The 20,776-nt window shown below is 59.6% G+C and carries 24 protein-coding genes and 1 pseudogene; 9 read left to right on the top strand and 16 right to left on the bottom strand.

Annotated elements, in window-relative coordinates; all coding sequences use genetic code 11:
- Nucleotide 1 precedes the first annotated feature (1 nt).
- A complete protein-coding gene (locus AC2CGI_RS14285) occupies nt 2-409 on the bottom strand; it encodes an ExbD/TolR family protein (protein WP_004933244.1) in 408 nt (135 codons plus the stop codon).
- A 492-nt stretch (nt 410-901) separates the two neighbouring features.
- On the opposite strand from AC2CGI_RS14285, the gene AC2CGI_RS14280 reads away from it, so the two are divergent.
- Nucleotides 902-1,204 (top strand): DUF5862 family protein, encoded by a 303-nt coding sequence (locus tag AC2CGI_RS14280; RefSeq protein WP_004933246.1) that lies wholly within the window; start codon nt 902-904, stop codon nt 1,202-1,204.
- Between the two features lie 33 nt (nt 1,205-1,237).
- Here the strand turns inward: AC2CGI_RS14280 and idi are convergent, their stop codons facing one another.
- From idi to AC2CGI_RS14260, 4 genes are read right to left on the bottom strand one after another with little or no spacing between them, the layout of a single operon-like run.
- Nucleotides 1,238-1,837 carry an isopentenyl-diphosphate Delta-isomerase gene (gene idi / locus AC2CGI_RS14275; RefSeq protein ID WP_076740908.1) on the bottom strand — a complete coding sequence of 200 codons (600 nt, stop codon included), beginning with the start codon at nt 1,835-1,837 and terminating at the stop codon, nt 1,238-1,240.
- 42 nt (nt 1,838-1,879) lie between these two features.
- Nucleotides 1,880-2,107 carry a non-oxidative hydroxyarylic acid decarboxylases subunit D gene (locus AC2CGI_RS14270; RefSeq protein WP_004933250.1) on the bottom strand — a complete coding sequence of 76 codons (228 nt, stop codon included), beginning with the start codon at nt 2,105-2,107 and terminating at the stop codon, nt 1,880-1,882.
- A 9-nt stretch (nt 2,108-2,116) separates the two neighbouring features.
- A complete protein-coding gene (locus AC2CGI_RS14265) occupies nt 2,117-3,544 on the bottom strand; it encodes a non-oxidative hydroxyarylic acid decarboxylases subunit C (protein ID WP_015376505.1) in 1,428 nt (475 codons plus the stop codon).
- Nucleotides 3,545-3,546: 2 nt separating this feature from the next.
- Nucleotides 3,547-4,146, bottom strand: a complete 600-nt coding sequence (locus AC2CGI_RS14260; protein ID WP_076740907.1) for a non-oxidative hydroxyarylic acid decarboxylases subunit B — start codon at nt 4,144-4,146, stop codon at nt 3,547-3,549.
- Between the two features lie 181 nt (nt 4,147-4,327).
- Between AC2CGI_RS14260 and AC2CGI_RS14255 the strand changes: the two genes are divergently transcribed.
- Nucleotides 4,328-4,744, top strand: a complete 417-nt coding sequence (locus tag AC2CGI_RS14255) for a MarR family winged helix-turn-helix transcriptional regulator (protein ID WP_004933256.1) — start codon at nt 4,328-4,330, stop codon at nt 4,742-4,744.
- A gap of 89 nt (nt 4,745-4,833) precedes the next feature.
- On the opposite strand, the pseudogene AC2CGI_RS14250 reads toward AC2CGI_RS14255, so the two are convergent.
- The 3 genes and pseudogenes from AC2CGI_RS14250 to AC2CGI_RS14240 all read right to left on the bottom strand — a co-directional run.
- Nucleotides 4,834-5,751, bottom strand: a pseudogene (locus AC2CGI_RS14250) (L,D-transpeptidase family protein); the annotation flags it as partial.
- Nucleotides 5,752-5,984: 233 nt separating this feature from the next.
- The gene (locus tag AC2CGI_RS14245) at nt 5,985-6,860 is read right to left on the bottom strand and encodes a helix-turn-helix domain-containing protein (RefSeq protein ID WP_076740906.1); all 876 of its coding nucleotides are present in this window, start codon (nt 6,858-6,860) and stop codon (nt 5,985-5,987) included.
- Between the two features lie 10 nt (nt 6,861-6,870).
- Nucleotides 6,871-7,248, bottom strand: coding sequence for a hypothetical protein (locus AC2CGI_RS14240; protein WP_076740905.1), 378 nt, complete (start codon nt 7,246-7,248; stop codon nt 6,871-6,873).
- 120 nt (nt 7,249-7,368) lie between these two features.
- Here AC2CGI_RS14240 and AC2CGI_RS14235 point away from each other — a divergent pair, with 120 nt between their 5' ends.
- A complete protein-coding gene (locus AC2CGI_RS14235; protein ID WP_021504183.1) occupies nt 7,369-8,190 on the top strand; it encodes an AraC family transcriptional regulator in 822 nt (273 codons plus the stop codon).
- 38 nt (nt 8,191-8,228) lie between these two features.
- Here the strand turns inward: AC2CGI_RS14235 and AC2CGI_RS14230 are convergent, their stop codons facing one another.
- The 7 genes from AC2CGI_RS14230 to AC2CGI_RS14200 form a co-directional block, all read right to left on the bottom strand.
- Nucleotides 8,229-9,365, bottom strand: coding sequence for a porin (locus tag AC2CGI_RS14230; protein WP_049186600.1), 1,137 nt, complete (start codon nt 9,363-9,365; stop codon nt 8,229-8,231).
- Between the two features lie 369 nt (nt 9,366-9,734).
- Nucleotides 9,735-10,505, bottom strand: a complete 771-nt coding sequence (locus AC2CGI_RS14225; RefSeq protein ID WP_076740904.1) for a 3-hydroxybutyrate dehydrogenase — start codon at nt 10,503-10,505, stop codon at nt 9,735-9,737.
- A 12-nt stretch (nt 10,506-10,517) separates the two neighbouring features.
- Complete coding sequence (locus tag AC2CGI_RS14220) at nt 10,518-11,912, bottom strand: GntP family permease (RefSeq protein ID WP_197716273.1); 1,395 nt, start codon at nt 11,910-11,912, stop codon at nt 10,518-10,520.
- Nucleotides 11,913-11,954: 42 nt separating this feature from the next.
- Nucleotides 11,955-12,878, bottom strand: a complete 924-nt coding sequence (locus AC2CGI_RS14215) for a 3-hydroxyacyl-CoA dehydrogenase family protein (protein WP_076740903.1) — start codon at nt 12,876-12,878, stop codon at nt 11,955-11,957.
- Between the two features lie 18 nt (nt 12,879-12,896).
- Nucleotides 12,897-14,081: an acetyl-CoA C-acetyltransferase gene (locus AC2CGI_RS14210; protein WP_076740902.1), complete on the bottom strand. Its 1,185-nt coding sequence runs from the start codon at nt 14,079-14,081 to the stop codon at nt 12,897-12,899.
- 14 nt (nt 14,082-14,095) lie between these two features.
- Entirely contained in the window at nt 14,096-14,749 is a 654-nt protein-coding gene (locus tag AC2CGI_RS14205; protein ID WP_025305151.1) for a CoA transferase subunit B, read from the bottom strand.
- 11 nt (nt 14,750-14,760) lie between these two features.
- Nucleotides 14,761-15,459, bottom strand: coding sequence for a CoA transferase subunit A (locus AC2CGI_RS14200; protein ID WP_004933280.1), 699 nt, complete (start codon nt 15,457-15,459; stop codon nt 14,761-14,763).
- 168 nt (nt 15,460-15,627) lie between these two features.
- On the opposite strand from AC2CGI_RS14200, the gene AC2CGI_RS14195 reads away from it, so the two are divergent.
- From AC2CGI_RS14195 to AC2CGI_RS14175, 5 genes are all read left to right on the top strand, one after another.
- Nucleotides 15,628-16,527, top strand: coding sequence for a LysR family transcriptional regulator (locus tag AC2CGI_RS14195; protein ID WP_044029783.1), 900 nt, complete (start codon nt 15,628-15,630; stop codon nt 16,525-16,527).
- A gap of 108 nt (nt 16,528-16,635) precedes the next feature.
- On the top strand, nt 16,636-17,640 hold the full coding sequence (locus AC2CGI_RS14190) for a hypothetical protein (protein ID WP_015376494.1): 1,005 nt from the start codon (nt 16,636-16,638) through the stop codon (nt 17,638-17,640).
- Nucleotides 17,640-18,029: a hypothetical protein gene (locus AC2CGI_RS14185; protein ID WP_015376493.1), complete on the top strand. Its 390-nt coding sequence runs from the start codon at nt 17,640-17,642 to the stop codon at nt 18,027-18,029. The genes AC2CGI_RS14190 and AC2CGI_RS14185 overlap by 1 nt, the downstream gene beginning before the upstream one ends.
- Before the next feature lie 27 nt (nt 18,030-18,056).
- Nucleotides 18,057-18,449 (top strand): hypothetical protein, encoded by a 393-nt coding sequence (locus tag AC2CGI_RS14180; RefSeq protein WP_041922177.1) that lies wholly within the window; start codon nt 18,057-18,059, stop codon nt 18,447-18,449.
- Between the two features lie 13 nt (nt 18,450-18,462).
- Nucleotides 18,463-18,858 carry a hypothetical protein gene (locus AC2CGI_RS14175; RefSeq protein ID WP_015376492.1) on the top strand — a complete coding sequence of 132 codons (396 nt, stop codon included), beginning with the start codon at nt 18,463-18,465 and terminating at the stop codon, nt 18,856-18,858.
- Here AC2CGI_RS14175 and AC2CGI_RS14170 read toward each other — a convergent pair.
- Nucleotides 18,849-19,166 carry a hypothetical protein gene (locus AC2CGI_RS14170; protein ID WP_021504192.1) on the bottom strand — a complete coding sequence of 106 codons (318 nt, stop codon included), beginning with the start codon at nt 19,164-19,166 and terminating at the stop codon, nt 18,849-18,851. The genes AC2CGI_RS14175 and AC2CGI_RS14170 overlap by 10 nt on opposite strands.
- Nucleotides 19,167-19,401: 235 nt before the next feature.
- Here AC2CGI_RS14170 and AC2CGI_RS14165 point away from each other — a divergent pair, with 235 nt between their 5' ends.
- Nucleotides 19,402-20,772: a glutamine synthetase family protein gene (locus AC2CGI_RS14165; RefSeq protein ID WP_015376490.1), complete on the top strand. Its 1,371-nt coding sequence runs from the start codon at nt 19,402-19,404 to the stop codon at nt 20,770-20,772.
- Nucleotides 20,773-20,776 lie beyond the last annotated feature (4 nt).

The following is a 20,776-nucleotide window of genomic DNA, read 5'->3' as shown; positions in this document are numbered from 1 at the left end:
GTCACAGCTTCCGTGTCGCGATGGAGACGGAGAAGAAGCCGCCCTGGCGCAGGTTGTCCATGACCGCCACCAGCCGCTCGACCGCCACGCCTTTATCGCTGTTGACGATGATGGTGGTGGTCTGGTTGGCCTGCTGCTGTTGCTTCAGCGTGTTGACCAACGCGTCGAGCGCGATCGGCTGGCCATCCAGCTGCAGCTGTTCGTCGGCCCCCAGCGTGATGATCGCTTTCTTCTGCGGTTTCAGCTGTTGCGCGCTGCCGGCGGACGGCAGCTGCGTTTTCAGCCCGAGCGCCGGAATGACGTTCAGGCTGATCAAGACGAAAAACACCAATAAAAACATCATCACGTCGATCATCGGGATCAGTTCGATGTGCGCTTTGTTCTTTTTCGGTTCGTTCCAGTTACGCATGACACTCCCTCCAAAAGCGAAGCAGCCAATATAGGAGGGGTTTGTTTACCTTTTGTTACGCTTGTGTGATCTTATTTTCACAGTGGAGATTTTTTGCGAGAATTTTTTCAATGGCGGGCAATAAATGCGGAGATATAACTCATTAATTAGCGATAGTTTTTAATGGAATAATTGCAATGTGGGCCTAACGCCGTGCGGATGACGAGACAATAAATGTGAAAATAGTGACAAGCTGCGCCAACCGGTGGCGGCTTTGCCTCTCACCTCCCAGCGATATCTGCTATTTTTCCCAAGAAAATTCCCAACCCCCCTCTTTAAAACACTCGCCAAAAAATAAATGCGACTATATTTAACCAAATAACACCCTTCATTGAATGGAATATTGCCAATTAAATGGCAGTCGTTATATTTTTAAAGTGAAATGGCGCTACAGCGTTATTTTAGAATTTAATTAAACCCACTAAGTCACCCTTTTATTTATAAGGATTGTATATGAAAGTACTTAGTCAATATGAAGAACAGTACGTTAGCGGTGGCGATCTGAACGCGGCCTGGGATGGGCTGTTGGACGGCGCCATGACCGGCGCGCTGATTGCAGGTAAATCCGCAGGCGCAGGCGGCTTTATTGCCGGTGCGGTCGGCCAATTGGTCGGCACCATTATCGGCGGCGTTGCAGGCGGTGTGGGGCTGGGTCTTTATGGCCTGACGCATACGCAGCAGGAAGTGGCCGACTACGCGAAACATTTCCGCGAGACTATCGGCTCCACTTCGACCTCGGTCGGCGGCAGCCTGTAAACATGAATGAATAGTCACCCTTGCGGTGGCTATTTATTTTATTACAGCACCGTCCCTAATGTCGCGCGCTGCGCTCTTTATGGTTATGGCATCCCTGTATTTTTTCAAACCTGATGTTATCGCACCGGTATTCAATTGAGAAACCATCCACGGGCTGAAAGCGAATGGCGTTAATTTTACAGCCGCCATTAAGTTATTGAGATCGACCCACGCATAATCCGCCACTTCATCCGGATTAGCGCAGAGAGCGCCTTTACAATACGCGGCAAATACCGGGCAAACCTCATTCTCCATGATGCCGGACACGTCGGTCGCCTGATAACTGAAGGCGTCGCTCAGCAGCGTTATCTGCTCGACTTCCGTGCCCAATTCAACCTGAGCGCGACGTATAACGGCCTGCGCCAGCGCCTCTTGCGGCAGGGGATGCCCACAAAAAGAATTGGTCCAGCCCCCCGGCCAGGCGGTTTTGCTCAACGCGCGCCGGGTGACCAGCACGGCACCCTCGACAGTAAACAGGTAGCATGAAAAAGCCAGATGCAGCGGCGTATGCCGCGTGTGGACCTGATCTTTGGGCATCGTCCCGCAGGGCTGCCAGGCGGCGTCAAGCAAAACGACGTCTTCATTTCTCATCATTGGTATTTCCATGAAAAGGCGGGCCTTTCCCCGCCTGCGGTTTCATTTCCTCAGAAGAGGAGGAATGGTCGGCACTTCCGGCGCATTATCGATATCCTGCTGAGTCATGCGAAACTCGGGCGGATAATGCTCCCGTTCCGTTCTGCGAGCAGGTTCGGTATTACGCCAGGTATAAAGGCAGTGTTGACACTGGTATACCGTCCACACACCCTTGACCGGTGAATGCGCCATGACGTCTATCTGTTTATCGGCACAACGAGGACAAATCATAGGAACTCCTTAATGACGGTTAGCCAGCATGGCGGTTAATTTATCCACCCACAGGGCGGTTTCGGGTAAATCCTTGACCGGCTGGCTGTAGTGGCCGCGCGTATCCGGAGCCACCGGCGTGGTCGCGTCAATGATGAGTTTGTCCGTGATCCCCGCCGGGCTGGAGCCGGGATCCAACTCCAGCACCGACATATTCGGCAATTGCACCAAATCGCCGGCCGGATTGACCTTGGCGGACAGCGCCCACATAACCTGCGGCAGGTTGAAGGGATCGACATCCTCATCGACCATGATCACCATTTTCACATAGCCCAGCCCATGCGGCGTGGTCATCGCCCGCATCCCCACCGCGCGCGCGAAACCGCCGTAACGCTTTTTAGTGGAAATGATGACGAGCAACCCGTGGGTATACATCGCATTAACCGCCTGCACTTCCGGAAACTCGGCTTTCAACTGCTGATACAGCGGCACACAGGTGGCCGGCCCCATCAGGTAGTCGATTTCTGTCCAGGGCATGCCCAGATACAGGGATTCGAAAATCGGCCGCGAGCGGTAAGAAACCTTATCGATGCGCACCACCGTCATGTTGCGGCCGCCGGAATAGTGCCCCGTAAATTCGCCGAACGGGCCTTCAATCTCGCGCTTGCGGCCTTCAATCACCCCTTCAATGATGACTTCGGAACCCCAGGGCACATCAAAGCCGGTCAAGGGGGCCGTCGCTATCGGGTACGGGCTTTCACGCAGGGCGCCGGCCATTTCATACTCCGACTGATCGTATTTGAGCGGCGTCGCCCCCATCAGCGTAATGATCGGGTCATTGCCCAGCGTAATGGCGATAGGCAGATCCTCGCCGCGCTCTTCTGCTTTATGCAGATGCAGCGCGATGTCGTGCATCGGCACGGGCTGCAGGCCCAGCTTACGCTTGCCCTTCACCTCCATGCGATAAATGCCGACGTTTTGCTTGCCGAAGTGGGTCGGATCTTCAGGATCGCGGGAAACCACGCAGGCCTTATCCAGGTAGAATCCACCGTCGCCGTCGTTTAAGCGAAACAGCGGCAGGATCTCAAACAGATTAATCTCCTCACCGTTGACCTCGTTCTCGGCCCAGGGCGGATTATCGCGACGTTCCGCAGAGACGGGAAAATGATCCCAGCGGCGAATATACTCATCGATTTGCTGCTTCACCGGCGTGGCCGGCGGGAGCCCCAGGGCTATGGCGTGATTCTGCCATGACCCGATGGTATTCATGACCACATGCGCGTGTTCAAAGCCTTTAATGTTCCTGAATGCAATGGCGGGGGCGCCCTCACCCATTCTGCCTGTGGCGTTGGCTGCCGCGGCGATATCCGGTTCCGCCTGAACCTCCTCGGTAATATCGAGTAATTGTCCGGCCTCATCCAGCGCCGCTAAATAACTTCGCAGATCGTCATAAGCCATATTTAACCTTCCTCGGTGTCAGTGGTTTTTTTGCTATTTTCTTTTAGTCCTGCCCAGCGCTTTGCTCGGCGATGATCAAGACCAAATTGATCCAGCACGCGTGCGACAATATGATCGGTAACGTCATCAATATGAGTGGGGTGGTTATAATAAGCGGGCATGGGGGGAACCAATGACACCCCCAATTTCGAGAGCGCGAGCATATTTTCCAAGTGAATAGTGCTCAACGGCGTTTCTCTGGGAACCAACACCAACTTCCGCCCTTCTTTGATAATCACATCCGCCGCTCTGCCAATAAGCCCTTCAGCATAACCGGCTCGAATACCCGCCAACGTTTTCATACTGCAGGGAATAATGATCATGCCGTCCGTATGAAAAGAACCTGAAGAGATCGTGGCGGCCTGATCGGCAGAACCGTGCGTCACGTCGGCCATCGCCATCACGTCATGCACGGTGCAATTTGTTTCGAGTTCAATGGTCGTTTTGGCCCACTTACTCAAGATCAAATGCGTCTCTATGCCCTCCATGTCTTTTAGCGCCTGAAGCAGCGCCGTACCCAGCGGCGCCCCGGTCGCGCCCGTCATCGCGATCACTAATCTCATGCAACACCTCACAAAGTTCGTATACGAACGATTCATCAAATCTAGTCCCGAGATAGCGATAAAACAAGTGGGCAATATGTAACCGTTCGTAAGCGAACAACTTTCCGGACAGGTATCCCTTATCGGCTTATTTTGTTATATTGATATTATTGTTAGCTTTTTTCCTTTCAGGGAATAATGTATGAACAGAACGCTGGCCAATACTTTTTTCCACCTCATTCGCGAACTGCTTCAGGATCATAGTGCTCAATGGCAAAAATCGCTTCCTGAACTCAGCAAACAACAATATTCCATTCTGGCCACCGTTTCAGAAACGCCGGGCATTGAACAAATCGAATTAATGGAAGCGGCGATCAGCAGTAAAGCCGCGCTGGCCGAATTGCTAGGCCGCATGGAAGGAAAAGGTCTATTAAAACGGGAAGCCGGCGAGCATGATAAGCGCCGCCGATTTATTTACCTGACGCCTGCTGGGCAGGCGCTGTTCGAAGCCAGCCGCCCCATCGCCGACGCGATTGATAATATGTATCTCGAACGAGTCAATAAAGACCAACATGAGTCGGCGCTTTTCGTTTTAAAGACGATGATAGGGAAGCAATAAATTCACCGCGCCAACAGCGGAAGCTGAAAGCATAAAAAAAGACGCCCGCAGGCGTCTTTTTTATCGTTCACTGAAGCTCTGGGCAATCAGTTCACTTTCACCGGCATGCCGGAACGGGCCTTGATCGCCGCGTCCACTTCGCTCTGGTTGACGCCGGCGTCCATCAGCACTTTGCCGACCGGCGCAGAGATGGTCAACGGCACCGGATCCTTGGATTGCAGCTGCTCTTCGTTGGCCGACAGCGGGTTGTGCACTTCCACGTAGCGCGAGCCGTCCGGTTCGACGGTGGCCTTCATCGGTTCGTTGATGAACTGCACGCGGGTGCCGACCGGCACGTTCTGGAACAGGTACTTGATGTCGTCGGCGCGCAGACGCACGCAGCCGTGGCTCACACGCAGGCCGATGCCGAAGTTGGCGTTGGTGCCGTGAATGGCATACAGACGGCCGACATACAGCGCATACAGCCCCATCGGGTTATCCGGGCCGGCCGGGAACACCGCAGGCAGGATCTCGCCGTCAGCCGCGTATTCGGCGCGCATTTTGGCGGTCGGCGTCCAAGTTGGGCCGTCTTTCTTGCGCTGCACGGTGGTGGTCCAGTTCAGCGGGGTGTCTTTACCCAACTGGCCGATGCCGATCGGCAGCACCACCACGGTGTTGGAGCCTTTCGGGTAATAGTACAGACGCATTTCGGCGCTGTTGATGATGATGCCTTCACGCGGCGCGTCCGGCAGGATCAGCTGCTGCGGGATAGTCAGGGTGCTGCCGGCCTTCGGCAGGAACGGATCCACGCCCGGGTTGGCCTCCAGCATGTTGCTCAGCCCCATCTGATACTGGGCGGCGAAGCTTTCCAGCGGCAGTTTGCTGTCTTCCGGTACGGTGATTTGGATATTTTCGCCCACCAAACGGCTGTCTTTTGGCGGCAGCGGGTAGACGACGGCGAAGGCAGCCTGGCTGAATGCAACCAGTGCCGTAAACAGGGTTAATAACGCGCGAATGCTCATTTTCATCTTCGTGTTGGTCAAGGCCACTGGCGATTATGGGTATTGGTTTCTACGGCCACTTTGCCCCGTTGAATTTCAGCCGGCAGCTGACGGCGCTGCGGCCTGAAAAACCAGGGGGGATTTGACCGGATGCGCATTATATGTGCACATCAATCAAAGTGTGAACCATTACCGATGTAATATCGCAATTTTTTGTAACCTGACGCGCCACGCCGGCGATTTTTTGCGAGAACCGCCGCCTAGCTGGCGGCGGCCAACGCTTCCTCCCGCCGTATCGGAATCAGATATTCACAGCGGATCGCCGCGCCGCCGAGCGGGCAACTGCCCTCCTGCGCCGGGTAGAAACGCTCGATATCCTGCCCTGGCCGGCGAATGGCGTTCATCTGCGGCATGGCGGTGTCATACAGCCGGACAATAAAGTTTTGTAACCCTTCCGCCTGTCCCTGGTAGGTGAAACGGGCATACTCGCCCTGCTCGATAGTCACCCGTTCTCCCGGCGCCCCTTCGTCCGGCAGAGCGGCGGTGTAGGCCATGCGCGGGCTGCCCCGGCGGCACCGGTCAACTTCCAGACTGGTGAGGCCGTATACCACCTCCGGCAGCGCCTGCGGCTGCAGCAACTGCCGCCAGGCGTGGCGGCGCAGCTCGCACTTGGAGGCCGCCAGCTGCCCCAGCGTGCAGTGGCGGCGTTGAGTGTGCCCCACCAGCTGCATCGCGGGCAGCGTCACGATATCGGCCTGCGGCAATGGCGCTTCGGTCAGGCGCAGCGGCGGCTGCAGCCCATAGCTCGACCAATCCTGGCTGCGACGATAGCTGGCCGGCGGCAGACCGAACTGCTTGCGGAAGCAACGGGTGAAGGTCTGCTGCGAATCGAACTGGTAAGTATCGGCGATGCAGGCCACGCTGGTGCCGGTCAGGCGCAGTTCACGCGCGGCGGCGGTCAGCCTTCTGCGGCGCGCGTAGGTGCCGAGAATATGGCCGGTATGCTGCTTGAACATCCGCTGCAAATGCCATTTGGAGTAGCCGGACTTGGCGGCGATGTCGTCCAGCGTCAGCGGCTGATCCAGGCTCTGCTCGATCCAGGCCAGCAGCTGTTCAATCACCTGTTGCTGGTGCATGGTGTTCCCCTTATTTTAACAATAACGTCTGCGCCAATACCCGCCCTGCGGCTTCATCGGCGGCCACCAGTACCGGATAGCCCCAGAATTTGGCGCCGTATTCGGCGAATTCTTCCGCCGCCGCGCGTTTGGCGTCGTCCGGTTCCAGCATGATCATGCCTTTCACCCACCGCTTCAGCGCCTCGCGGTTATCGCGCTTCCACAGCGCCACCTGGGTGCGGGCATCGCGGTCATGTTCTTGTTCTTCATCGCCGACGCTGCGGTCGGTCATCAGGACAAAGGGTTCGGCGCGCGCCAGCAGCGCGCTGAATTCGGCCAGCTCGGCCTGGGTATCGCGCCCGCTGCGGCGCATCCATACCAGCGGAAAGTCGGCGCTATCCAATGACATAATCAGTTTCCTCGCGAAAGGGTTTAGAACTGGCGCTTACTTTATCGGCACCGGCGCTAGACCGCATTGCGCAATCAGGACATAATACTTTTCAATTCCGCCAAATTGAGAACTATTCTCATGAAAGTACAGATCCCCCGCCACTGTCTGGATATCGATCAGGTGCCGCGCCCGCTGTTTGCCCTGCAAGGTTCGACTCTCGAGCAGGATTGGGAAGTCGAGCCGCACCGCCACCGGAAGGCGCAACTGATCTACACCGTGCGCGGCATGATCCGCTGCGAAGTGGAAAACGGGCTGTGGCTGGTGCCGCCGCAGTGCGCGCTGTGGATGCCGGGCAACGTGTTGCACAACGCCCAGGGCGCCGGCTCCACCGAGGCCTACTGCCTGTTCGTCGATCAACATGCCGCCGTCGGCCTGCCGCAAAGCTGCTGCACGCTGTCGGTCTCGCCGCTGCTGCGCGAGCTGCTGCTGCAGGCCAGCACCTTCGAGCCGCTTTACGACGAACAGGGTGCCGAGGGGCGTCTGACGGCGGTATTGCTGGATCAGTTGGCGGCCGCGCCGATCGAGAATCTGCATCTGCCGGTGTCCGACGACGCGCGCATCCGGCAGTTGACCGAAGGCATGCTGAGCAGCCCGGCGGACAAATCCACCCTCGGGCAGTGGGCGCAGCGCATCGGCATGAGCGAACGCTCCCTCAGCCGCACCTTGCAACAGCAGATGGGCATGAGCTTCGGCCACTGGCGGCGCCAGCTGCACGTAATGCTGGCGCTGCAGCGCTTGACGCAGGGCGAGAGCGTACAGACGGTGGCGCTGGATTTGGGCTACGAGAGCGCCAGCGGCTTCGTCACCATGTTCAGAAAGGCGGTGGGCAAACCGCCGGCGCGCTATCTGGCGGAGCGCAACGCCTCTGGAGAGACCCTGGGCGGTGCGATCACCATGTAAAAAAGCCGGCGCAGGCGCCAGCTTGGAGCAGGTGAAAATCAGAAGTCGTAGAACACCGTTATCCAGGTGGAATCCGGCTCGTTGTCGCTGCTGTTGGCCAGCGTGCGCTCCACATACACCGACAGACCGTAACCGATGGTGGTGCCCGCGCCAAGATAGACGTGGTTGGCGTGATACGCCTCGTCTCCCTTCAGCCGCAGCGAGTCCGCCGCCACATAAGGCTGGACGGATTTGAGAAACGGCTTGTCGATATTGAAGGTGTAACCGACGAAGCCTTCCAGCCCGTAGCCGTCACCGGCGAAGAAGTGCGACAGCGTGCGCTGGCGGGTGCTCGGCACATAATCTTTGTAGTAGCTGGCGGTACCGACGATATACCAGTTATTCGGCTGCCAGGTTAACGCGGTGCCGGACAGCTGCTGGTGATAATCTTTTTCGCTGTACAGATTATCTTTGATCTTCGCATCGGTATAACTGTAGGCGGCGCTGAAGGTGAAGTCTTTCGTCACCTTGTAATCGAAGCCCAGCCCGCCGCCGCCTTTGCGGCGATAAATCAGGTTATCCGCGGTGTGCAGATCGTCTTCCGGCAATAAATAGTTGGCGTACAGCGTGACCGGCCCGAAATCATTGGTGTATTTGATGCTGTTTTTCGGTTTATTGCCGCCGTCATAGTCGCCGGAAATACCGATGCCGGTGCCGCCCGCATGGCCATCGTTATCCCAGACGTCGCTTTTGATGCCGACCACCGAATAATAGATGCCGTATTGATGGCCATAGGTCAGGGTGCCGTAACGATCGTCTTTGAAGCCGGCGTACAGCTGGCGCTGATAGTCGCGCTTGCCGTCTTCGTTATAGTGCCCGTCCCAGCTGAGCGCGTGCGCCAGATCGACGCCCCACTCGTAATAGCCGATGATCGAGGTGTCCTGCGTCAGCGCATAATCGCCGCTGAAGCGAAAACGCGTGCCGCCGTCGTGGCCGTTTTTGTCATAGCCCGGCTCCGGGCCGTTATTGAAGATCCACTCGGGGCGAATGCTGCCGCCCACCTTTAAACTGAGCGGTGCCAGCAACACATTGCTCTGCGGGTTTTTATCCAGAATGGTGATCTCGGCCTGTGCGCCGGCGGATAACGCCGACAGCAAGACGCCGCCAATGAATATTGGCGTTGTATTTTTTCTCATTATTACCCCTGCCCGAAAAAATTATTGTTATAAACGCGGTGGTCTTAAGCCACGCAGAAATAATTAACCGATGTGAGCAGCGCACGCAAGATATAAAAATTTACGCCATAACCTGCCATTATTTCAGGTTGGATTTAATTTCAGCAAAAACGTGTTCACCTGTAACACGGAGAAAAACAATGTAATAACCGCAGCACAAAATAAACCAATCAGCACGTTTCATCCAAAATAACCCAGCGTGATTATCTGGGAATAATGATAGCAAATAACAAATAAATATTATTGCCGCAGGTAAACCGTCACGCGAGGGAATTAATTAAAGGCGGGAAATAACGACGGAGCGCGTTGCGCGCTCCGGGGAAAATCTCACTACTGCGCCAGCCAACCGCCGTCCATGTTCCAGGCGGCGCCACGCACCTGCGCCGCCGCATCGCTGCATAGGAACAGCGCCAGCTCACCGAGCTGCTCTGGCGTGACGAACTCTTGCGAAGGCTGCTTCTCCGCCAACAGCTCATCGCGCGCCCGCTGCGGATCGGTACCGGCGGCGATGCGTTTGTCGATCTGCTGCTGCACCAGCGGCGTCAGCACCCAGCCGGGGCAGATGGCGTTGCAGGTGACGGGCGTGCGGGCGGTTTCCAGCGCCAGCGTCTTGGTCAGCCCCACCACGCCGTGCTTGGCCGCCACATAGGCCGACTTGTCTTTCGACGCCACCAGCCCGTGCACCGACGCCACGTTGATGATGCGTCCCCAGTTGCGCTCGCGCATCCCCGGCAGCGCCAACCGGCAGGTGTGGAACACCGCCGACAGGTTAATGGCGAGGATGGCGTTCCATTTCTCCACCGGGAACTGATCCAGCGGCGCCACGTGCTGAATGCCGGCGTTGTTCACCAGAATGTCCACGCCGCCGAACTCACGCTCGGCATAGTGCATCATGTCCGCTATCTGGGCCGCATCGCCGAGATCGGCGCCGTGATACCCCGGCGCGGCGCCCAGCCGGGCAACCTGCGCTTTCGCCGCTTCCACATCGCCAAAGCCGTTGAGGATCACGCGCACGCCGGCGGCGGCCAGCACGGACGCTATCCCGAGGCCGATGCCGCTGGTCGAGCCGGTCACCAGCGCGGTCTTGCCTTGTACACTCATGGTATCGCTCCTTTAAACAATGCCGGTCAGGTAGAACACGCCGATCACGAACAGCACCGCGGCGCTCTTGATCAGGGTGATGGCGAAGATGCCGCCATAGGCCTGCCGGTGGCTGAGGCCGGTGATCGCCAGCAGGGTGATCACCGCGCCGTTGTGCGGCAAGGTATCCATGCCGCCGCTGGCCATCGAGGCCACCCGGTGCAGCACTTCCAGCGGGATATGCGCGGCGTGGGCGGCGGCCACGAAGTTATCGGCCATCGCCGCCAGCGCGATGCTCATGCCGCCGGAGGCCGAGCCGGTGATGCCGGCCAGCAGGGTGACGCTGATCGCTTCGTTCAGCAGCGGATTGGGGATCGCCGACAGCGCCTGCGACAGCACCAAAAAGCCCGGCAGCGCGGCGATCACCGCGCCGAAGCCGTATTCGGAGGCGGTGTTCATCGCCGCCAGAATTGCGCCGCCGACCGCCGTCTTGCTGCCTTCCGCCAGCCGGCCGCGAATATTGCCAAAGCCGAACGCCACCACCAGTAGAATACCCGACACCAGCGCCGCTTCCACCGCCCAGATGGCGGTGATCTTCGCCACATCGGTGGTGATGGGCTTGGCCAGCCCCGGCAGCGTCAGATCGTGGCTGGCGCCGTACCACTGCGGGATCCAATGGGTGAAGGCAAGGTTGAATACCCCGACCAGAATCAACGGCAGGATGGCGATCAGCGGATTCGGCAGGTTGATATCGTCCGGGGTTTCCGGTTCGTTCAGCAGCTCGGTGCCGTAACCCTCCCCCTTCAACTGCGCCTTGCGCCGCTGGCGTTCAAGATACAGCAGGCCGACCGCGATGATGAACAGCGAGCCGATCAGCCCCAGCCAGGGCGCGGCCCAGGCATTGGTGCCGAAGAAGCTGGTCGGGATGATGTTTTGGATCTGCGGCGTGCCGGGCAAGGCGTCCATGGTGAAGGAGAAGGCGCCGAGCGCCACGGTGGCCGGGATCAGCCGCTTGGGGATGCCACTCTGGCGGAACAGCTCGGCGGCGAACGGATAAACCGCGAACGCCACCACAAACAGCGACACCCCGCCGTAGGTCAGCAGCGCGCACACCAGCACGATCACCGGAATGGCGTGACGCCGGCCGAGAATGCGGATCGCCGCCGCGACGATCGAACGGGAAAAACCGGACAGCTCAATCAGCTTGCCGAATACCGCCCCCAGCAGGAACACCGGGAAGTAGAGCTTCACAAAGCCGACCATCTTCTCCATAAACAGCCCGGTGAAGGTCGGCGCCACCGCGCCGGGGTCGGTCAACAGCACCGCGCCCAGCGCAGCGATCGGGGCGAACAAAATCACGCTGTAGCCGCGGTAGGCGGCCAGCATCAGTAATCCCAGTGCTGCCAGGGCAATCAAAACGCTCATCAGGCACCTCGCTATCGTTGTTATTGTCAGGTACGGCGTGCGAAATTACGGTTTCAGCGCAAAGCGCAGCTGATGCGCCCGTCGCCGTTGGATGCGTTCCCTGCGCGCTTCATCCCAAAGATAAAATCCCCGGCCGCTGCGCTGGCCGGTATCGCCGCGCTGCAGCCGCTGTTCCACCAGCGCCATCATCTCGTCACCGGTCGCCAGTTCCGGGAACAGGTGGCGGGCGATGTCCGCCACCGTCGGGAGCCCGGTCATGTCGGCGGCCTCCAGCGGGCCGACCATGGCGTAGCGCCGCCCCAGCGAGGCGCGCATCACCTGATCCACCACCTCGGCGCTGGCGATGCCGCTGTGGACGATGTGCAGCGCCTCGCGCAGCACCGCAAACTGCAGCCGGTTGCCGACAAACCCCGGCGCGGCGCGTTCCAGCAGCACCGCCTCCAGCGCCATCTCGCCGAGCAGCGCCTGCACCGCCGCCAGATGGCGCGGCTCGGTGGCGCTGCCGGGCACGATCTCCACCAGCGGGATCAGGTGCGGCGGATGCCAAAAGTGGGCGATCAGCAGGCGCTGCGGATGGGTCATGCGCGCCGCCAGCTCGTCCGGCAGCAGGCCGCTGGTGTTGCTGGCGATCACCGCGTCATCGGCGATCAGCCCTTCCAACTGCTCATACAGCGCATGCTTCAGCTCGAGCCGTTCCGGGATCGCCTCAATAAGCAGCCGGGCGCGCGCCACCGCGTTCAGATCGCCGGTCACGCGCAGACGCGCCAGCGCCGCTTCGCGCTCATCGTTATCAAACTGCCCGACGTCGCTCAGCTCGGCCAGAATGCCGCTCGCCACCGCCGGCGCTTCCGCCCGGCGCTGCGGATCCGGGTCATACAGCAGCACCTCATGGCCGTGGCGAATAAAGTGGGTGGCGATGCCCACCCCCATCAGCCCGGCGCCCAGTACCGCATAGTCAGATGACTGCATGGTGCCCTCCTCGGTTGTTTACGGGCGCTCTACCGCCAGCGCCACCCCCTGCCCGCCGCCGATGCACAGCATCGCCAGCCCCTTGTTCACCCCGCGGCGCTGCATTTCGAACAGCAGCGACACCAAAATGCGACAGCCGGACGCGCCGATCGGATGCCCCAGCGCGATCGCTCCGCCGTTGACGTTGACCCGTTCCGCCTCCCAGCCCAGTTCTTTACCCACCGCCAGCGCCTGCGCGGCGAAAGCTTCGTTGGCTTCGATCAGATCGACCTCCTCCAACCGCCAACCGGCTTTTTCCAGGCAGCGGCGCGCGGCCGGCGCCGGGCCGATGCCCATGATCGCCGGTTCGACGCCCGACGAGGCGTAACCGGCGATGCGCGCCAGCACCGGCAAACGCAGCGCGGCGGCTTTTTCCGCGCTCATCAGCAGCACCACGGCGGCGCCGTCGTTGAGCGACGAGGCGTTGCCGGCGGTCACCGTGCCCTCTTTGCGAAACGCCGGGCGCAGCCGCGCCAGCGCCTCCAGGCTGGTGTCGCGCGGCTGTTCGTCGCGCTCTACCCGCAGCGCTTCGCCCTTGGGCTGCGGCACCGTCACCGGCGTGATCTCCTGCGCGAAACGCCCGGCCTGCTGCGCCGCCTGCGCCTTCTGCTGCGAGCGCAGCGCGAACCTGTCTTGTTCTTCTCTGCTGATGGCGTATTTCTCCGCCAGGTTCTCGGCGGTGATGCCCATGTGATAGTCGTTGAACGCGTCCCACAGGCCATCGTGGATCACGCTGTCCACCATCTGCGCGTGACCGAGGCGCAGGCCGGCGCGCGCGCCGGCCATCAGGTAAGGCGACTGGCTCATGCTCTCCTGACCGCCGGCGATCACCGCGTCGGCGTCACCGCTGCGGATCGCCTGCACCGCCAGATGCACCGCCTTCAAACCGGAGCCGCACACCTTGTTGATGGTCAGCGCCGGCGTCGTAACGGGCAGCCCGGCGTTGAGCGCGGTCTGGCGCGCCGGATTCTGCCCGCAGCCGGCGGTCAGCACCTGGCCGAGGATCACTTCATCGATCTGCTGCGGCGGCACGCCACTTTGCGCCAGCAGCCCCTGCACCGCCGCCGTGCCCAGTTCCACCGCCGTCAGCGGCGCCAGCGCGCCGTGAAAACTGCCGACCGGCGTGCGCGTCGCCGCCACGATCACCACTTCACGTTGTTGCACATTCACCTCCCGTCTCAGAAACGCATTTCCGGCACTTGCTCCGGCACGATCAGCCGGCCGGCGGTTTTGGCGACAATCTCCGCCACGCTGACGCCCGGCGCGCGTTCGCGCAGCACGAAGGCGCCGTCTTCAATTTCCAGGTAGGCCAGATCGGTCAATACCTTGCGGATGCAGTTGGCGCCGGTCAGCGGCAGCGTGCAGCGCGGCAGCAGCTTGGACTCGCCGCCCTTCGCGGCGTGGGTCATCACCACGATGATGTTCTCCGCCCCCGCCACCAGATCCATCGCGCCGCCCATGCCCTTGACCATCTTGCCGGGGATCATCCACGAGGCGATGTTGCCCTCGACGTCCACTTCAAACGCCCCCAGCACGGTCAGATCGACATGGCCGCCGCGGATCATGGCGAACGACTGCGCCGAATCGAAAATAGACGCGCCGAGGCGCGCGGTGACCGTCTGCTTGCCGGCGTTGATCATGTCGGCGTCCAGCTGTTGCTCGGTCGGGAACTCGCCCATCCCCAGCAGGCCGTTTTCCGACTGCAGCATCACGTCCATGCCCGCCGGCACATAGTTGGCCACCAGCGTCGGTATGCCGATGCCCAGGTTGACGTAGTAACCGTCTCTCAGCTCTTGCGCCACGCGCTGCGCCATTTGTTCACGGGTAAGCATGCGAATTCTCCTTATGCCCGCAGGGTGCGTTGTTCGATACGCTTTTCGAAGGTGCCCTGGATCAGCCGATCGACGTAGATGCCGGGGGTGTGGATCGCCGCCGGATCCAGTTCGCCCGGCGCCACGATCTCTTCCACTTCCACCACCGTGATGCGCCCGGCGGTCGCCATCAGCGGATTGAAGTTCTGCGCGGTGTGGCGGTAGATGACGTTGCCGAAGTGATCGGCCTTCCAGCCTTTCACGATGGCGAAATCGCCGGTGATGGCGGTTTCCATGATGTAAGGGCGGCCGTTGAACTCGCGCACCTCTTTGCCTTCGGCGATCGGCGTGCCGTAACCGGTGGCGGTGAAGAACGCCGGGATGCCGGCGCCGCCGGCGCGGATCTTCTCCGCCAGCGTGCCCTGCGGCGTGAGATCCACCTCCAGCTCACCGCTGAGCGCCTGCTGCTCGAACAGCGCGTTTTCACCGACATAAGATCCCACCACCTTGCGGATCTGATGGGTTTCCAGCAGCCGCCCGAGGCCGAACCCGTCGACGCCACAGTTGTTGGAAACCACCGTCAAGCCGCGCACGCCGCGCCGGCGGATCTCTTCGATCAGGTTTTCCGGGATGCCGCACAGGCCAAAGCCGCCCGCCAGCACCGTCATGTTGTCCGTCAGGCCTGCCAGCGCTTCCTGGTAGCTGCCGACGCGTTTGTCGAGCCCTGCCATATCGTTGCCCCTGCATGTTGCGGCGCAGGGCGAAATGCCCTGGCTTGCGTGAGGGCATCTTCAGGTCACAAAAATGATTTGTTAATTTTGTTTTTATGCCGCATTCATTTAGAATTTTTATTAATCACTCGTTAACTGACAATTAACAAAGAGTTAACGCCAGCCAAAATGAAAATGAGCATCAAACAGTTACGCGCGTTTTTAGCGGTAGCTCACACTCTGAATTTCGCCCAGGCCAGCGAGCGGCTGAATATTTCTCAGCCGGCGCTCAGCCTGGCGATCCGTGGGCTGGAAGACGCGCTGGGCGGGCCGCTGCTGCTGCGCACCACCCGCCGGGTGACGCTGACGCCGGAGGGCGAAACCTTCTTCCCGATGGCGCGCCAGCTGCTGGCGGATTGGGATAACGCGGAAGAGGCGATGCGTCAGCGCTTCACCCTGCAGATGGGCAAGGTGGCGATTGCCGCCATGCCGTCGTTCGCCGGCAACCCGCTGCCGCCGATCCTCAAGGCCTTTCGCGATCGTTACGCCGGCATCAACGTGGCGGTGCACGACGTCATCAACGAGCAGGTGTTTGAAATGATCCGCGAAGGCCGGGTGGAGATGGGCATCGCCTTCGAGCCGGAGCCGAGCGACACCCTGCACTTCACCCCGCTGTGCCGCGATCGCTTTCTGGCGGTGGTGCCGAAGGATTCGGCGCTGGCACGCAGGGCGCAGGTGAGCTGGAAGGAGCTGCTGACGCTGGATTTCATCACCCTGCAGCGGCCATCAGCGGTGCGGCTGCTGCTGGAGCAGGAGCTGGCCCGCAGCGGGCGAACGCTGGAGGTGGCGTTTGAGAGCCACCAGCTGGTGACGGTCGGGCGCATGGTGGCCAACGGCCTCGGCGCCAGCGCGGTGCCGGCGCTGTGCGAGCAACAGATGGATGAGCTGGGGGCGGTCTGCGTGCCGCTGATCGGCCCGATTATCGAACGGCGCGTGGGCCTGATCCGCCTGGCGCAGCACCAACTCTCTTCCGCCGCTCAGGCGCTGGCGACGGTAATCGAACGGGAGATGGCGGGGAGTGGCGGGTAAAGCGGCACCAGCATTTTCAGATGATTCTCCGATCGAGAGCGTGAGCCAGAACCTGTTACCACCCTGTAGAAAATGTTAAGTTTCCTAAAAATAAGGAGGCTTTTCGACATGGAACAGAAGTCCAGCAGCATCGCACCGGGCTATTGCATCGCCCAACAAACCGGCCCGCTCGCCTTCCACGCCAACTACCTGTTCGGTGGCAAGCCATCGGAAGCGGCCCGCTTTTTTATGCAGCTCAATGCCGATACGCCGCTGGTTCAACCGGGGCAAATGCTGATCGTCGCCGATCCGCGCAATCATAATCAATCTACGCAGATCGCCGCCCTGATGCAGGCCAAGAGCCGCACCAGCAAAGCGGTGAAAGCCGGTGACAGCGATTTCTCCACCTTCTTGCACCGCAATTACGCCGCTATCGCCGCCTTCACCAGCTATGGGGAAACGGTCGTCGGGCTGGCTTCGGATGCCGGAGAACGCTACTTCAGCCAGATCAAGAATATCCTGGTTGAGATTGAAAAAACCTACCAAAATCAGTTCCGCACGAGTGGCGCGTTGATTGGCACCCAGTTTCAGGTGGAACGAGCGCGGCTGTTCGGTACATTAAAACCGTTACTGAATCGCCTTACTCGTGCTCAACTCAATATGAAAGAGTATGCGCAAATCAAACACGCGCTAGGGCTCTCCAGTAAATCGCTGGTGCATGAATGGAGCACCGCCGGCGTCGGCGCCATTAAGGGTTATTCGAACTACGTCGACAGCGCCAGCCGGGCGGCCAAGTTTATGAAAGCCGGCGGCTGGATCGGCATCGGATTGAGTGGGCTGAATACCACCAACGACGTCTACAACGCCTGCACCACCGGTCGCGAACAGGAGTGCGCCAAGATCGCGGTGAAGGGATACAGTCATTTTGCGGCAAGTACTGCGGCGGGGATTTTGGGGGGTGAAGGCGGTGCAATGCTAGCAATGACGGCTTGCAGTATCGTCTTAGGCGCCTCCACGTTTGGTACCGGTATTTTAGCTTGTGGTATAGCAGGCGCTGCTCTGGGTGGCGCAGCTGGCAGTTGGGGTGGCGGTGTAGCCGCCGACAGCATTACTGGTTTCATTTTTGGTGAATAATGAAAATCGCTATCGTCCTGTTCTTCACTCTGACATTGATTAGCGCCCTGGTGCAGTACCTTTACTATCGGCGCTATAGAAACGAATTTACTGAATTCTATCAACGTTATGTGCAAAGCGCCCATCCCTTGCCTCCATTCGTCATCTTCGCGGATAACCTTGGTTTGCTCGGTGTGTCTATCAAAGCACAATGGTTCCGTTGGGTATTGAATGGCAGAAAAATAAAGATAGGGAAAAACGCTTTTCTGAGCCCAAAAACCTACGAATTCGTGAATGAAAACACATCTCAACATCTGAAGAGCTGGATTCGAAAAGACTTCATCTTAAGCGTGCTGAAAATGGGGTGTTTGGCGTTGATGTGTATCTTTGCTTTTTTGAGCAAGGCATAACGCCCCTTGAACCTTAGCCGGTGGCTTATGAAAACAGCATCACTTATTGCAGCTGCGCTGCTCTTAGTTTGTTGGCTTGCTCAATATATTTACTCTCGTCGCTATAAACGCGAGTTCGATGTTTTTTATCGACGCTATACCCAACAGTGCCACTTTGTCCCTGCTCACGTCGCAATTGCCGATGGCCTTGGCTCTTTAGGTACTTCCATCAAAGTCCAATGGTTCAGAGGGATCCTTTGCGGCAAGAAAATCAAGGTGAAGAAAAACCAATATCTTCCCGCCAAGACCTATGAATTTGTTCGTCTTTCATCATCTGAACGCTTGCAGACCTGGATGAAAAACAACGGCACGCTTTTGGCGCTGGAAGGCCTGCTCTTCATCATGACATTGATCTTTATGATGATAGCGAGAATATCGTGATTCAGGCTGCTCGATGAAAACCCTTGTCATATTATGCTTAACGCTGCTGGTTTTAAGCGCCTTCATCCAATTCATTGGCTACCGTCGCCATAAAAAAGAGTTTGACGCGTTCTATCAGCGTTACGCCGGCAGCGGATATTTTATTCCGCCCTACGTCGCCTTTGCCGATAGCCTCGGCATGCCAGGTACCTCATTGAAGGCACAGTGGTTTCTTTGGATCCTGAAGAGGAAAAAAATAAAAATAAGGGATCACGTTTGGCTCGATGCGAAAACCTACGATTTCGTGCAAAAAACCGCCTCTCCTGAACTACAGAAGTGGCTGGCGATGGACTTTATACTTTTGCTCGTAGAGGCAATTATTACCACCGTAGGCTGTATTTTTATTTATCTCATCAATCATCAAGGTTGAGCAGACGCACTGCTCCCCTCCACCGCCTGCACCGCCGCCTTCTGCGTGGCGCGCTGATATAAGCACAGCTCCCTGCCCGGCTGGTTTTTCATAAACGGCTGCGGGTAGCGCCCGCCGATAAACAGCGCCGAATAGCCGACGTCATCACCGTAGTGAATAATCTCCCCTTCCACCCTGGCGTTTTTTAGCCCGCTGGCTTTCAGGCAGGCGGCGCGCATCGCCCGTTCGCTCTCGGCCCACGCCTGTGGGGAAGACGCGGTGGCGTGGAACGCGGCCAGCGCGGCGATAAGCAGCCCTATTCTCTTCATCGTTATCTCTCCTTCTACGACCCTCTCGCCAGTATAGACCGTGCCGACCCGGCCAACCCGCCGCGCTCTTTACGGCATTTTTATTCCGCACCCCGTTAACGTTACGGCGTTTTTACAGACAGTTTTTGCCGCCGCAGATACCCTTTTCACATCGCCGCTATGGCCTCACAAGAGAGTTGTCTCATGCGTTTATCCCTGCCTCTGTCCGTGACCGGTCTTCGTTCTGGAGCGCGCCATGCATGCTAATATCATCGGGTTCAATCCCCTGCTGGCGGAGCTGCCCGCATCGCCGACGCGCACCTTCCGCAAAGAGCTGGAACACTACCTGCAGCGCTATCCAGATACCGAACAGCTGGATATTTATCTGCACGATCTGAACGGCCAGCTGCGCGGCAAGCGCCTGCCGATCGCCGAAGCCTTTGGCCTGGAAAAAGGCTGCTACTTCCCGCTGTCGATCTACGCCCTGGATCTGCACGGCCGGGTGATAGAAGAAAGCGGGCTGGGGCAGCGGGCGGGCGAGCCGGATCGGCTGTGCCTGCCGGTGCCCGGCACGCTGCGCCCCTGCGCGCGCGATCCCGAACGCCACGCCCAGCTGCTGCTGACGATGCAAAACGCCGACGGCGACGCCTGCGAGCTGGAGCCGCGCGTGGTGCTGCAACGGGTGCTGAAGCGCCTGCACGAGCGCAACTGCTTCCCGGTGGTGGCGGCCGAACTGGAGTTCTACCTGCAGGATCCGCAGCGCCCCGCCGAGGCGGAAGCCTGCCCGACGCAGAGCTTCGCGGTGGATGCGCCCGAGCGCCACCATGCGCTGCTGAGCGACATCGAACGGCACGCGCGGCTGCAAAGCCTGCCGCTGACCGGCGTGGTGGCCGAAGCCGCTTCCGGCCAGTACGAGCTGAACCTGCATCACAGCCGGCGCGTGCTGGAAGCCTGCGACCAGATCATGGCGCTGAAGCGCCTGACGCGGCAGATTGCCGAGCAACATCACCAGCACGCCTGCTTTATGGCCAAGCCCTGCGCCCATGCCGCCGGCAGCGGGCTGCATTTTCACATCAGCCTGCAGAACGAGCACGGCGAGAACCTGCTGACCGGCGCGCCGGGTGAACTGAGCGACAACATGCAGCAGGCGATGGCGGGCATGCTGGCGCTGATGCCGGCGTCGATGGCGATCCTGGCGCCCAACATCAACGCGTTTCGCCGCTTCCGCCCCGGCATGCACGTGCCGCTGCGCGCCTCCTGGGGCCACAACAATCGCACGGTGGCGCTGCGCCTGCCCTGCGCCGACAGCGCCAATCAGCGCATCGAATACCGCCTGGCCGGCGCCGACGCCAACCCCTATCTGGCGCTGGCGGTGATGCTCGGCGGCCTGCTGCACGGGCTGGAACACCCGCTGCCGCTGCCGCCCGCCGCCAACGGCTGCGAAAGCGACAACGCCGCACCCTTGCCGCTCGGCCAGCAGGAGGCGCTGGCGCTGTTCCGCCACAGCGATCCGCTGCGCGAGCTGCTCGGCCCGGCGTTCTGCACCCTGTGGCACACCTGCAAAAGCGCCGAACTGCGCCGCTTCGAGGAACAGGTCACCGCCGCCGAACTCGGCTGGATGCTGTAACCAT

It is taken from the genome of Serratia sp. LSHTC3, from assembly GCF_057197125.1.
Note: the sequence above shows the minus strand (reverse complement) of the source record. Positions and strands in the feature narration are given on the sequence as shown.

Bases quoted from the DNA above. Each gene is read 5' to 3' on its own strand.
- AC2CGI_RS14285 (WP_004933244.1), bottom strand. From the start codon at position 409: ATGCGTAACTGGAACGAACCGAAAAAGAACAAAGCGCACATCGAACTG.
- AC2CGI_RS14280 (WP_004933246.1), top strand. From the start codon at position 902: ATGAAAGTACTTAGTCAATATGAAGAACAGTACGTTAGCGGTGGCGAT.
- idi (WP_076740908.1), bottom strand. From the start codon at position 1,837: ATGATGAGAAATGAAGACGTCGTTTTGCTTGACGCCGCCTGGCAGCCC.
- AC2CGI_RS14270 (WP_004933250.1), bottom strand. From the start codon at position 2,107: ATGATTTGTCCTCGTTGTGCCGATAAACAGATAGACGTCATGGCGCAT.
- AC2CGI_RS14265 (WP_015376505.1), bottom strand. From the start codon at position 3,544: ATGGCTTATGACGATCTGCGAAGTTATTTAGCGGCGCTGGATGAGGCC.
- AC2CGI_RS14260 (WP_076740907.1), bottom strand. From the start codon at position 4,146: ATGAGATTAGTGATCGCGATGACGGGCGCGACCGGGGCGCCGCTGGGT.
- AC2CGI_RS14255 (WP_004933256.1), top strand. From the start codon at position 4,328: ATGAACAGAACGCTGGCCAATACTTTTTTCCACCTCATTCGCGAACTG.
- AC2CGI_RS14245 (WP_076740906.1), bottom strand. From the start codon at position 6,860: ATGCACCAGCAACAGGTGATTGAACAGCTGCTGGCCTGGATCGAGCAG.
- AC2CGI_RS14240 (WP_076740905.1), bottom strand. From the start codon at position 7,248: ATGTCATTGGATAGCGCCGACTTTCCGCTGGTATGGATGCGCCGCAGC.
- AC2CGI_RS14235 (WP_021504183.1), top strand. From the start codon at position 7,369: ATGAAAGTACAGATCCCCCGCCACTGTCTGGATATCGATCAGGTGCCG.
- AC2CGI_RS14230 (WP_049186600.1), bottom strand. From the start codon at position 9,365: ATGAGAAAAAATACAACGCCAATATTCATTGGCGGCGTCTTGCTGTCG.
- AC2CGI_RS14225 (WP_076740904.1), bottom strand. From the start codon at position 10,505: ATGAGTGTACAAGGCAAGACCGCGCTGGTGACCGGCTCGACCAGCGGC.
- AC2CGI_RS14215 (WP_076740903.1), bottom strand. From the start codon at position 12,878: ATGCAGTCATCTGACTATGCGGTACTGGGCGCCGGGCTGATGGGGGTG.
- AC2CGI_RS14205 (WP_025305151.1), bottom strand. From the start codon at position 14,749: ATGCTTACCCGTGAACAAATGGCGCAGCGCGTGGCGCAAGAGCTGAGA.
- AC2CGI_RS14200 (WP_004933280.1), bottom strand. From the start codon at position 15,459: ATGGCAGGGCTCGACAAACGCGTCGGCAGCTACCAGGAAGCGCTGGCA.
- AC2CGI_RS14195 (WP_044029783.1), top strand. From the start codon at position 15,628: ATGAAAATGAGCATCAAACAGTTACGCGCGTTTTTAGCGGTAGCTCAC.
- AC2CGI_RS14190 (WP_015376494.1), top strand. From the start codon at position 16,636: ATGGAACAGAAGTCCAGCAGCATCGCACCGGGCTATTGCATCGCCCAA.
- AC2CGI_RS14185 (WP_015376493.1), top strand. From the start codon at position 17,640: ATGAAAATCGCTATCGTCCTGTTCTTCACTCTGACATTGATTAGCGCC.
- AC2CGI_RS14180 (WP_041922177.1), top strand. From the start codon at position 18,057: ATGAAAACAGCATCACTTATTGCAGCTGCGCTGCTCTTAGTTTGTTGG.
- AC2CGI_RS14175 (WP_015376492.1), top strand. From the start codon at position 18,463: ATGAAAACCCTTGTCATATTATGCTTAACGCTGCTGGTTTTAAGCGCC.
- AC2CGI_RS14170 (WP_021504192.1), bottom strand. From the start codon at position 19,166: ATGAAGAGAATAGGGCTGCTTATCGCCGCGCTGGCCGCGTTCCACGCC.
- AC2CGI_RS14165 (WP_015376490.1), top strand. From the start codon at position 19,402: ATGCATGCTAATATCATCGGGTTCAATCCCCTGCTGGCGGAGCTGCCC.